Below are 12,467 nucleotides of genomic sequence, written 5' to 3' on the forward strand. Positions count from 1 at the left end.
GGGTTGCCTCCCGTCAAGAGGTTGAACCGTATCCGGGTGGATGGACGCACATATGAGCGCGCCGCCCCCGGGTCCGGGGACGGCGCGCTCATGGGCGCCGCGCGAAGGCGGGCTCCCGGCTACTTGAGGGTCGCCGAGGTCAGGCCCGCCTGCACCTGGCGCTGGAAGGACAGGTAGACCACCAGCATCGGGATCATCGCGATGGTCACGCCGGCGAAGAGGACCGGCAGGTCGGAGGCGTAGCCCTGCTGCTGTTGCAGCTGGATGAGGCCCTGGGTGAGGACGTACCGCTCGGGATCGCCGCCGCTCTGCGGCTGCATCAGGACCGTGGGCAGGATGAACTGGTTCCACTGACCGAGCGTGTTGAAGATCCCGACGCTGATCAGGCCCGGCTTCGCCATCGGCAGCATCACCTGGAAGAAGGTCCGGGTGTGCGAGGCGCCGTCCAGGACCGCCGCCTCGAAGACCGCCGTGGGCAGGGTCCGGAAGAAGGCGTGCATGAAGAACACCGTGAACGGCATCGAGTAGGCGATGTAGACCAGGATCAGGCCCTGGTAGGTGTTCAGCATGTCCAGCCGCTTGACCATGAAGAACAGCGGGACGAGGGCGAGGAACACCGGGAACATCGCGCCGGCGACGAAGAAGTAGTACAGCAGCCGGTTGCCCCAGAACTGGTACCGGGCCAGCACGTAGGCGGCCATCGAGCCGAACAGCATCGTCAGCGGCACCGAGAACACCAGGACGATCACGGTGTTCAGGAAGTAGTCGCCGATGCCCTTGTTCCAGGCTCGGTGGAAGACGTCGAAGGTCCAGTTCTCGGGCCAGCCGAAGGCGGAGCCGCCGATCTGGGCGTCGGTCTTGAAGGAGCTGATCACCAGCCACAGCAGCGGCAGCACGATCAGCAGGGCCCACAGGGCGAGGAAGCCGTGCGAGAAGACGTTCAGTACGACGCCCTCGCCGCGCCGGTCGCCGGGGCGGGGCGGCGCCTTGGTGACGCTCGGCTGGGGCGGAATGGTGCCGCCCTGGGCGGCGGTCTCCTTGAGGGGTGCGCTCATCGTCGTATCTCCCGCTCAGAACTCGACACGGTCGCGGCGGGTGACACGCAGCATGACCACGGACAGGACCAGGGTGAGCAGCAGCATGACGACGCCCATGGCGCAGGCGTATCCGCTCTTGCCGAAGTACTGGAAGTTGCGCATCATCACCGTCGACATGACGTCGCTGTGGTGGTCGGGGCCGCCGCCGTACGCGCCCATGCTCGCGGTCATCGAGGAGACCAGGACGAACATGTCCATCGCGACGATGCCGAGATACACCCAGGCGGTCTGCACGGTGTCCCACAGCAGCGGCAGGGTGATGCGGAAGAAGGACTGGTTGCGGCCGGCGCCGTCGATGAGGGCGGCCTCGTAGATGTCCCTCGGGATGGACTGCATCGCGGCCGAGAACAGCACCAGGTAGAAGCCGACGCCGTGCCAGACCACGGCGGCCATCAGCGCCCACAGCACCATGTTCGGCTCGTTCAGCCATTCCACGGGATTGTTGGCGTCGACCAGGTGCAGTTTGATCAGGAAACCGTTCAGCAGACCGCCGCCGTCACTGCGGTACACCGCGTTGAACAGCACCGCCACAATCGCCAGGGACAGCACCTGCGGAAAGAAGTAGATGATTTTGTAGAACTTCGATCCGGCGACGCCCTGCACTCCGCCGGCTTTGCTGCGCCCGCCCGCGTTCACCATGAACGCGAAGAACAGCGCGAGCAGGATGGTGATCACCGGGATGAAGATCAGGAACAGGATGTTGTGCCAGATGGCCTCCATGAAGACGTCGTCCTGGAACAGCGCCTTGTAGTTGTCCAGGCCGACGAACTTGAAGGTCTGCGACTGTCCCTTCCAGTCGGTCAGCGAATAGCCGAACGTCTGGATGTACGGCCAGATCACGAAGATCAGATAGAGCGCCACGGGAACGAAGAGAAATCCCGCGACGAACCTGTACTGCCCTTTGCGCATTGGCGTTTCCTGCCCCTGGGGTCCTCCCCCGGGCCGGAGCGCTCCGGCCCGGGAATCGGCGTTGCGGTCAGTCCCGGTGGTTCTTCTTGGAGGCCGGGTCCTTGGCCTGCTTGTCGACCGCGGCCTGGCACCGCTTGAGCCACTCCTTCGGCTGGATGCGCTTGGACATCAGCTCGTTGGAGGCCGCCTGGATGGCGGTGTCCATCTCGCTGTACCACTCCAGGTAGAGGTACCGGAAGGTGTTGTCACCGGCCGCCTTGGACGCCTCGACCGTGGACTGGGTGCCGGGCCGCAGCTTGACGCTGGGGTCGACGCCGTCCTTGAGGATGGTGAGGGAGTTGGCCTCCTTGGCGAACAGCGTCGACCACTCCTTGGAGAGCATGCTGCGCATGAACTCCTTGGCCGCGGGCAGGTTCTTGGCCTTCGCCGGGATGATGAAGGGCTCGCCGGAGCCGGCCCGGATCGCCTCGAAGGGCAGCTTGCTGTCCGGCAGCAGGGGCATCGGCATGAACTTCATGTCGAAGTCGGACGGCGTCTGCTTGAGCTGCTCGTTCTCCAGCCAGGAACCGCAGGTGATGAAGGCGGCCTTGTACTGGTTCCAGCGGGTCTGCGACTCGGTGTGGGTGAGGCCGTTGGTGCCCGGCATGAGCAGGCCCTTCTCCACCACCTCGTAGATCGCCTCGACGCCCGCCTGCGCCGCGTCGGAGCCGACGAACGCCTTGGGGTCGAGGTTGTCGATCGCCTTCATGGCGTCCAGACCACCGGTCTTGGCGATCAGGTCCATGATGGCGACGTTGATGTAGTACGGGTACTTGCCCTGGTGGGCGAGACCGCCGATGCCCTCCTTCTTCGCGGCCTGACAGACCTTGATGAAGTCGGCCCAGGTCTTGGGCTCCTCCCAGCCCTTCTCCTTGAAGAGCTTGCCGGAGTACCACAGGCCCCACACCGTGTAGATGTAGTTGAGGGCTACGGTCTTGCCCTCCTGCATGCCCGCGTCGAGCGTGCCCGGGATGATGAGGTCGCGGACCTTCTTGCTCGGGTCGTCGATCGCCGGGGCGTCCAGGACCGAGGACAGGTCCAGCAGCTGGCCGTTCTTGTACAGGACGTCGATCTTGATCTGCTGGGCGCCGGAGTCGTCGACGATGTCCGGCGGGTTGCCCGCGTTGAAGCGGGGCTGGAGCTTGCCGGTGATCTCCTGGGTGCCGGTGTGGGTGGAAGTGATGTTCCACTTCTTCTGGAAGCTGGCCTCCCACGCCTTGGCGTAGTCGTCGCCGTATCCGCCCTTGAAGACGACGACGTCGAGCTTGCCGCCCTTCTCCACACCGAAGGGGTTCGACTTGGAGGTCTTCCCCTGGTTGTTGTCGCCGGAGTTGTCGTCTCCGCCGCCGCTGGCACACGCCGACAGGAAACTCATCGTGGGTACGGCGATCAGGCCGAGGGCGGCCGAACGCTTGATCAGATCGCGGCGGCCGACACCGGCGGTGCCGTCGTTCTCGGCGGAAGTGGATCCCATGCTCAAGTCCTCGCCTTCTCCAGGACTCAGGCGGTGAACCGGATCCTCCCGGGCACCGCGGTCAGGTCAAGCAGGGTCGTGCAGGAAGTGCGAATCATGCCGTACAGATCGTGTGAATCGCCGACAGGTATAGTCCACTTCCCGCCAACGGAGCAAGATCGAATGCAAGGTTGGTCGTTGGTCTTTTCCGAGTTGAGACCTCGCGGAAATATGAGCGCCCTGTGTACCGCTTGCCGGAAAAATCCGCGACATAGGCCCCGAATGCCACACTCAACACCCTTGACATCACTGACCACTTGACCCACTACTGGTCACTGCACCTCGAAGTTGACAACGTTGTCCGATTGAGCTGCAGGGAGGGTCCGGGTCAATGCGACACAGAGCTCGGCACAGATGGGGTCCGGCGGTCGTGCTCACGGCCGCCTTTGTCATGGCGGTGGGGACGCAGGGTGCGGCGGTCGCCCTGCCGGCGGCCGCGGCCAGGGCCGACGAGCAGTTCTCGTCCTCGTTCGAGTCGGGTGATCCGGCGCCGGACTGGCTGAACACGGTCGACACGGGAGCCGACGGCGGCAAGCGGGCCTCCGGCGTCGACGGCGGCTACAGCAGCGGCATCCCGGGCAATGTGAACGACCACATCACCGACCTGAGGGCGAGCAGCGAGAACACGGGCGGCGGCGAGGTCAAGGAGAACCTCGTCGACGGTGAGTCGGGCACCAAGTGGCTGACCTTCGAGCCCACCGGCTGGGTCGAGTTCGACCTCGACAAGCCGATGAAGATCGTGACGTACGCGATCACGTCCGCGAACGACTTCGAGGAGCGCGACCCCAAGGACTGGACCCTGCAGGGCTCCACCGACGGCAAGGACTGGAAGACCGTCGACACCCGCTCCGGGGAGACCTTCTCCGAACGGTTCCAGACGAAGTCGTACGACCTCGCCGCACCGGCCGAGTACCAGCACTTCCGCCTGGACGTGACGAAGAACAACGGCGCCTCGGACATCCTGCAGATCGCCGACGTGCAGTTCTCCACGGGCGGCAGCGGCGGCCCGGTCCCGCAGGACATGCTCTCGCTGGTCGACCACGGCCCGAGCGGCTCACCCACGGCCAAGGCGGCGGCCGGGTTCACCGGAAAGCGTGCCCTGCGTTACGCCGGCCGGCACACCGCCGACGGGCGGGCGTACTCGTACAACAAGGTCTTCGACGTGAACGTGGCCGTCGGCCGTGACACCCAGCTGTCGTACCGGATCTATCCGCAGATGGCGGACGGCGACCGTGACTACGACGCCACGAACGTGTCGGTGGACCTGGCCTTCACGGACGGCACCCACCTCAGCGACCTGGGCGCGAGTGACCAGCACGGATTCGGTCTTTCGCCGCAGGAGCAGGGGGCCGCGAAGATCCTCTACGTCAACCAGTGGAACAACGTCCTCTCGCGGATCGGGTCGGTCGCGGCCGGCAAGACCGTCGACCGGATCCTGGTGGCGTACGACTCCCCGAAGGGGCCGGCGAAGTTCCGGGGCTGGCTGGACGACATCGCGATCAAGGGCGTGGCGCCGGAACAGCCGAAGGCCCATCTGTCGGACTACGCGCTGACGACCCGCGGCACCAACTCCAGCGGCTCCTTCTCACGCGGCAACAACTTCCCCGCGACCGCCGTACCGCACGGCTTCAACTTCTGGACGCCGGTGACCAACGCCGGCTCGCTGAGCTGGCTGTACGACTACTCGCGCGCGAACAACGACGACAACCTGCCGACGATCCAGGCGTTCAGCGCCAGCCACGAGCCGAGCCCGTGGATGGGCGACCGGCAGACCTTCCAGGTGATGCCGTCGGCCGCGGCGGGGGCGCCGGACACCGGGCGGGAGGCGCGTGAGCTGGCCTTCCGGCACGAGAACGAGACCGCGCGGCCGTACTACTACGGCGTGACGTTCGAGAACGGCCTCAAGGCCGAGATGGCGCCCACCGACCACGCGGCCTCGCTCCGGTTCACCTACCCCGGCGACGACGCGAGTGTCGTGTTCGACAACGTGACGGAGCAGGCCGGGCTCACCCTCGACAAGGAGAACGGGATCGTCACCGGCTACTCGGACGTGAAGTCCGGGCTGTCGACGGGCGCCACCCGGCTCTTCGTCTACGGCGTCTTCGACAAGAAGGTGACCGACGGATCCTCCAGCGGGGTCAAGGGCTATCTGCGCTTCGACGCCGGCTCCGACCACACCGTCACGCTGCGCCTGGCCACCTCGCTCATCAGCGTCGACCAGGCCAAGGACAACCTCCGCCAGGAGATCCCGGACGGCACGTCCTTCGACACGGTCAAGAAGCAGGCCCAGCGCACCTGGGACAGACTGCTCGGCAAGGTCGAGGTCGAGGGCGCGACGCCGGACCAGCTGACCACGCTGTACTCCAGCATGTACCGGCTGTACCTGTACCCCAACTCCGGCTTCGAGAAGGTCGGTTCGAAGTACCAGTACGCCTCCCCGTTCTCGCCGATGCCGGGTCCGGACACCCCGACCCACACCGGCGCGAAGATCGTCGACGGCAAGGTGTACGTCAACAACGGCTTCTGGGACACGTATCGGACCACCTGGCCGGCGTACTCCTTCCTGACGCCCTCTCAGGCGGGCGAGATGGTCGACGGGTTCGTGCAGCAGTACAAGGACGGCGGCTGGACCTCGCGCTGGTCCTCCCCCGGTTACGCGGACCTGATGACCGGCACCTCCTCGGACGTGGCGTTCGCGGACGCGTACGTCAAGGGCGTGAAGTTCGACGCGAAGGCGGCGTACGACGCGGCCGTGAAGAACGCGACCGTCGTGCCGCCGCAGTCCGGCGTGGGCCGCAAGGGCATGGCGACCTCACCGTTCCTCGGCTACACCACCACGTCCACCGGCGAAGGCTTCTCCTGGGCGATGGAGGGCTACGTCAACGACTACGGCATCGCCAGGATGGGCCAGGCGCTCTACAAGAAGACCGGCGAGAAGCGCTACAAGGAGGAGTCCGAGTACTTCCTCAACCGCGCCCAGGACTACGTCGACCTCTTCGACTCCAAGGCCGGGTTCTTCCAGGGCAGGGACGACAAGGGCGACTGGCGCGTGGACTCCGCCAAGTACGACCCGCGCGTGTGGGGTTACGACTACACGGAGACCAACGGCTGGGGCTACGCCTTCACCGCCCCGCAGGACAGCCGCGGCCTCGCCAACCTCTACGGCGGCCGCAAGGCGCTCGGCGACAAGCTCGACGAGTACTTCGCCACGCCGGAGACCGCGTCTCCCGACTTCGTCGGCTCGTACGGCGGTGTCATCCACGAGATGACCGAGGCCCGCGACGTCCGGTTGGGCATGTACGGGCACTCCAACCAGGTCGCCCACCACGTCAACTACATGTACGACGCGGCCGGCGAGCCCTGGAAGGCGCAGAAGAACGTCCGCGAGGTGCTCTCCCGCCTCTACACCGGCAGCGAGATCGGGCAGGGCTACCACGGCGACGAGGACAACGGCGAGCAGTCGGCCTGGTACCTCTTCTCCGCGCTCGGCTTCTACCCGCTGGTGATGGGCAGCGGCGAGTACGCCATCGGCTCCCCCCTGTTCAAGAAGGCGACGGTCCATCTGGAGAACGGCCAGGACCTGGTCGTCAAGGCGCCGAAGAACAGCACGAAGAACGTCTACGTGCAGGGCCTGAAGGTCAACGGCCGTACCTGGACGTCGACTTCGCTGCCCCACTCGCTCCTGGAGAAGGGCGGAGTGCTCGACTTCGACATGGGCTCGAAGCCGTCCGCGTGGGGCTCCGGCAAGAACGCGGCGCCGGTCTCCATCACCCAGGACGACAAGGTGCCGACGCCCCGTGCGGACGTGCTGAAGGGCGACGGGCCGCTGTTCGACAACACCTCGGCGACGGACGCGACCGTCACCTCGGTTGACCTGCCGGTCTCCGGTCCGGTCAAGGGCCTCCAGTACACGGTGACTTCGTCGACGGACCACACGAAGGCGCCGACCGGCTGGACGCTCCAGGGCTCGGACGACGGGACCACGTGGAAGACGCTGGACCAGCGGTCCGGCGAGTCCTTCACATGGGACAGACAGACACGGGCGTTCACCGTGGGGTCTCCGGGTACGTACGGGAAGTACCGTCTCGTCCTCACCGGTGAGGCGGTGGTGTCGGAGGTCGAACTGCTCGCCTGAGCAGCCGAGTTGGGGGTCACATGCCACATCCCGTGCCCGTCCTGCCCGAGGGCGTCGACCCGGCCTGGCTGCCGCCCACGGCCTTCCGGCCGCTCGGCAGCCGGCGGACCCTGATCCGCGGATCGGGCCCACTGGTGGAGACGGTGCACGGCGAAGTGGCCGAGGCCTGCGCAAGGTTCGGGGGCCGCGTCGTTCGCGACGCGGCCCCCGGGCCGTACGACCTGGTGCTGGAGCTGACCGGCGACGACTCGTCGGAGGCCTTCGCGTACGAACGCGCCGACGGGTGTACGACGGTGACGGCGACCGGGCAGCGGGGGCTGCTGTACGGCTTCTTCCACGTCGTACGGCTCGGTGAGGACGCGTTCGGCGGGGACACCCAACGGACGCGTCACTCACCGGTGTTGGGCGTGCGCATGCTGGACCACTGGGACAACGTGGCCGTGCACCCGGTCATGGGGCAGGTGGAGCGCGGGTACGCCGGCGGTTCGCTGTTCTGGGCCGACGGACGGGCTCGCGGGGAGTTCGAGCGGGTGCGGGCGTACGGCAGGCTGCTCGCGGTCTGCGGGATCAACGCCGTGGCCGTCAACAACGTCAACGTCCACGAGACCGAGGCACGGCTGCTCACCGACCGGATCGGTGAAGTGGCGGACATCGCGCGGGCGTTGAGGCCGTACGGGATCCGCACGCATCTGTCGGTCACCTTCGCCGCGCCAATCGTGCTGGGTGGACTGGAGACGGCCGATCCGCTGGACGGGCGGGTGCGGGAGTGGTGGGCCGGGGCGGTCGCGCGGGCGTACGAGGCGATACCGGACTTCGGCGGGTTCGTGGTCAAGGCCGACTCGGAGGGGCAGCCGGGGCCGTTCGCGTACGGGCGCACGCATGCGGACGGCGCGAACATGCTGGCCGCGGCCCTGGAGCCGTACGGGGGCACGGTGCACTGGCGGGCCTTCGTCTACGACCACCGGCAGGACTGGCGGGACCGGACGACGGACCGGGCGCGGGCGGCGTACGACCATTTCGTGCCGTTGGACGGGGAGTTCGCGGGGAACGCGGTGCTTCAGGTGAAGCACGGGCCGATGGACTTCCAGGTGCGGGAGCCGGTGTCGCCGTTGATCAGTGCTATGTCACATACCACTCTCGCGGTGGAGCTCCAGGCCACGCAGGAGTACACCGGACAGCAACGGCATGTCTGCTGGCTGGGGCCGATGTGGAGCGAGGCCATCCGGTTCGTCGAGGGTCAGGAGGGCCCGGGCTTCGAGGAGCTGGTGGCCGTGTCCAACGTCGGCGACGACCCCTTCTGGACGGGGCATCCGCTGGCCCAGGCCAACCTCTACACCTTCGGCCGGCTCGCCTGGCAGCCGGACGCCGATCCGGTCGGGATCCTCGACGAGTGGATCGGCCTGACCTTCGGGGCGGGGCCGGCGGCGGGGCTGCACGCGGTGCTTGACGGCTCGTGGCGGACGTACGAGAAGTACACCGCGCCACTCGGGGTCGGGTTCATGGTGCAGCCGGGGCACCACTACGGGCCGAGCGTGGACGGGTACGAGTACAGCCCGTGGGGGACGTACCACTTCGCCGACCGGGACGGCATCGGGGTCGACCGGAGTGTGGCGAGCGGGACGGGATACGCGGGGCAGTACGCGAAGCCGTGGGCCGAGGTGTACGAGTCGGTGGAGACCTGCCCGGACGAGTTGCTGCTGTTCTTCCACCATGTGCCGTACGGGCAGGTGCTGAAGAGCGGGAAGACCGTGATCCAGCACATCTACGACACGCACTTCGAGGGTGTCGAGGAGGTGGAAGAGGCCGCGCGAGTGTGGGAGTCGCTGGCGGGGCTGCTGACGCCGGCGCGCCACGCGCGGGTGACGGAGCTGTTCGGGGAGCAGCTCCGGAGCGCCCGTGAGTGGCGCGATCAGATCAACAGTTACTTCCTGCGGAAGTCCGGGGTGCCGGACGAGCGGGGGCGGGTCATCTACTGACGGTGTTCCTGAAGCCGCAGGACGGCCACTCCGAGTGGGTCGAGGGTGAAGGGGGCGCCTGGCTCGGTCCCTTTGCCGGTCAGGAGGTCCGTGGCGGTGGTGTGGGCCGTCAAGTGGGCTGGTTCCTGGGCGTGGTTGAGGAGGAAGAGGAGGCGGGTGCCGTCTGGGGCGACGCGGGTCGCGGTCTCGACGGTGGGGTGGTCGGCGTACGGGCCGAGCAGGCCGTGGCGGGCGAGGATCCGGCGGGTGATTTCGTCGATGCCGGGCTGGCCGAGGGCTGTGGCGACGTACCAGGCCTCGCCCCCGTTCTCGCCGAAGCCGTGGCGGGTCACGGCGGGGGTGCCGGCGTAGAAGTCCTTGCCGTACGTGGCGACCGGCTCGGCGCCGCGCGGGAGCAGGATCTCGAAGACGAGGTGCGCCTCGGCCGGGAGTTCGGGGACGGTCTGGGTGAACTCCGGTGCGCGCGCGTCCCATTCGTCGACGCGGACGCCCATGAGCGGGGCAAGCGGGCCGGGGACGTCGGTGAGGAAGGCGCGGTCGTGTTCGTCGACGCGGCCGGAGAGGAAGGTGGTCAGGACGGTGCCGCCGCGGGCCGCGACGGCTTCGAGGCGGGTGGCGAGGTCGCCCTTGACCATGTGCAGGACGGGGGCGAGTACGACGTCGTAAGGGGTGAGGTCGGCGGTCTGCGGGATCACGTCCACGTCGGCGCCGGCCTCGCGGGCGGCGCGGTAGTAGGCGTGGACGACGTCCTGGTACTTGACCAGCCGGGAGGGGCCGTCGGAGATCTCCAGGGCCCACCAGCTGTCCCAGTCGAAGAGCAGGGCGGTACGGGCCGGGGTGCGGGCGCCGAGGGTCGCGTCGCCGAGGGCGGCCAACTCGCCTCCCAGGTCGGCGACTTCACGGAAGACGCGGGTGTCGTCGCGGCCCGCGTGCCCGATGACCGCGCCGTGGTACTTCTCGCAGGCACCGCGCGAGGCACGCATCTGGAAGTACAGGGCGGCGTCGGCACCGTGGGCGATGGCCTGGAACGTGGCCAGTCTCAACTCCCCCGGCCTGCGCAGGGGGTTGACATCACGGCAGGCCGTGGTCGACGGGGTCTGTTCCATCAGCCAGAAAGGGGCGCCGTCCTTCAGCCCCCTCATCAGGTCGTGGGCCAGGGCGGCCCAGGTGGGCGGGGCGTCGAGGGGTGGGTAGCTGTCCCAGGAGGCGAAGTCGAGGTGGGGCGCCCAGCGGTGGTAGTCGAGGGGGCGAAACATGCCCATGAAGTTGGTGGTGACGGGCGTGTCCGCGTCGTATCGACGGATCGCCTCCTTCTCGGCGAGGAAGCAGCCGAGCAGGGCGTCGGTGGTGAAGCGGAAGTAGTCGAGGGTGAGGCCCTGGAAGGCGGTGTGGTCGGGGCCGCGCCAGTGTTCTGTGAGGACGTTCGGGGGCTCGATCTGGTCCCAGTCGGTGTAGCGGTGCGACCAGAACGTTGTCCACCAGGCGTCGTTGAGGGCGTCGAGGGTGACGTACTTCTGCCGCAGCCAGTCCCGGAATGCCTCGGCGCACAGCTCGCAGTAACAGGCGCCGCCGTACTCGTTGTTGATGTGCCAGGCGAGCAACGCCGGGTGCTCGGCGTACCGTTCGGCGACGCGCTCGGCCATCGCGGTGGAGAGGCGGCGGTACGCGGGTGAGCTGGGGCAGAAGTTGTGGCGCTGGCCGTAGCGGTGCCGGCGGCCCTCGAAGTCGGTGCGGTTGACCTCTGGGTACGTCTTGGCCAACCAGGGCGGGAGGGCGGCCGTGCCGGTGGCCAGACAGACCCGCCTGTCCTCGGCCGCGGCCCGGTCGAGAATGCGGTCGAGGACGGTGAAGTCGTAGGTGTCCTCGGCGGGTTGGGTAAGGGACCAGGCGAAGACGCCGACGGTGAGGGTGTCGATGCCGGCCCGTGTGAACAGCCGGTGATCCTCGTCCCAGACCTCCTCCGGCCACTGCTCGGGGTTGTAGTCGCCGCCGTACGGGATCTTGGGGGTCCGCGGGGTCATACGGTGAAGTCCTCCTGGGTCTCGGCGATCACCGGCCGGCTGCCGTGCAGCAGGGACAGCAGCAGCGGGGCGGCTAGCAGGGCGGGCAGGGCCTCGGTGCGCAGGGCGGTGAGCCCGGCGGCCAGCACGAGCAGCGAGGCCGCGGCGAGAGTGGCCCGGCCGTGCCGGAAGAGGAAGTACGCGGCGAGGCGGGCGGTGTCGCGGGCTCGGAAGGTGAAGAGCGACGTGAGCACGAGCGCGTGGGCGCCCCAGAGGAGCGAGGCGAGCCCGATGACCGCGAGCAGCAACGCCCACCAGCCGGGCAGACCGGTCGCGGAGAAGTGGGTGAGTGTGAAGCCGATGAGGGTGAGCCAGCCGAGCAGGGGCGCCCAGAGCTTCAGGACGGGGAGCGCGTTGAGCCGCCAGCCTCGGGCGTAGGTGCGGGCCGGGTGGAGGTCGGTGAGGTCGGCGGTGCGGTGGTGGAGGGCGTAGAGCGCGGCGGAGAGGGCGGGGCCGAGGGGGAGCAGACATAGGGCGGCGAGGGGGAGGTTGGAGGGGTCGGGGCCCAGGAGGAAGAGGGCCGCGAGCCCTGGGGAAGCGGCGGCCAGCAGGAGAGCTTCGACGGTGAGGAGGGTATGGACGAGGGCGGCGGCGCGGGAGAGGGGGCCGACACCGAAGTGGGCCGAGGACATGGGCGAGCTCATTGCAACTCCGTTCCAGCAACGCCGCCAAGGGGCGCGGGGCTGTGTCGATATGCGGCTCCGCCGCGGGGCGCGACCAGCCACGACGACGCCGCAC

7 protein-coding genes are annotated in these 12,467 nt (G+C 68.0%); 2 read left to right on the plus strand and 5 right to left on the minus strand.

Features of this window, described 5'->3' with window-relative positions:
* Positions 1–119: 119 nt before the first annotated feature.
* The 3 genes from ABZ848_RS26330 to ngcE form a co-directional block, all read right to left on the minus strand.
* Positions 120–1,055, minus strand: coding sequence for a carbohydrate ABC transporter permease (locus tag ABZ848_RS26330; RefSeq protein ID WP_360835792.1), 936 nt, complete (start codon positions 1,053–1,055; stop codon positions 120–122).
* A 15-nt stretch (positions 1,056–1,070) separates the two neighbouring features.
* Positions 1,071–2,006 carry a sugar ABC transporter permease gene (locus ABZ848_RS26335; RefSeq protein WP_360835793.1) on the minus strand — a complete coding sequence of 312 codons (936 nt, stop codon included), beginning with the start codon at positions 2,004–2,006 and terminating at the stop codon, positions 1,071–1,073.
* A gap of 67 nt (positions 2,007–2,073) precedes the next feature.
* Positions 2,074–3,519, minus strand: coding sequence for an N-acetylglucosamine/diacetylchitobiose ABC transporter substrate-binding protein (gene ngcE / locus ABZ848_RS26340; RefSeq protein ID WP_360835794.1), 1,446 nt, complete (start codon positions 3,517–3,519; stop codon positions 2,074–2,076).
* 370 nt (positions 3,520–3,889) lie between these two features.
* Here ngcE and ABZ848_RS26345 point away from each other — a divergent pair, with 370 nt between their 5' ends.
* Entirely contained in the window at positions 3,890–7,693 is a 3,804-nt protein-coding gene (locus ABZ848_RS26345; protein WP_360835795.1) for a GH92 family glycosyl hydrolase, read from the plus strand.
* A 20-nt stretch (positions 7,694–7,713) separates the two neighbouring features.
* Positions 7,714–9,669: an alpha-glucuronidase gene (locus tag ABZ848_RS26350; RefSeq protein ID WP_360835796.1), complete on the plus strand. Its 1,956-nt coding sequence runs from the start codon at positions 7,714–7,716 to the stop codon at positions 9,667–9,669.
* On the opposite strand, the gene ABZ848_RS26355 is transcribed toward ABZ848_RS26350, so the two are convergent.
* Together ABZ848_RS26355 and ABZ848_RS26360 are read right to left on the minus strand one after the other, a co-directional pair.
* Positions 9,663–11,690: a beta-galactosidase gene (locus tag ABZ848_RS26355; protein ID WP_360835797.1), complete on the minus strand. Its 2,028-nt coding sequence runs from the start codon at positions 11,688–11,690 to the stop codon at positions 9,663–9,665. The genes ABZ848_RS26350 and ABZ848_RS26355 overlap by 7 nt on opposite strands.
* Positions 11,687–12,373, minus strand: a complete 687-nt coding sequence (locus ABZ848_RS26360) for a hypothetical protein (RefSeq protein WP_360835798.1) — start codon at positions 12,371–12,373, stop codon at positions 11,687–11,689. Before ABZ848_RS26360 ends, ABZ848_RS26355 begins: the two co-directional genes overlap by 4 nt.
* Between the last annotated feature and the right edge of the window lie 94 nt (positions 12,374–12,467).

Origin of the sequence: Streptomyces sp. NPDC047081 (assembly GCF_040643775.1) — a bacterium.
In the GTDB taxonomy this organism is placed as follows: Bacteria; Actinomycetota; Actinomycetes; order Streptomycetales; family Streptomycetaceae; genus Streptomyces.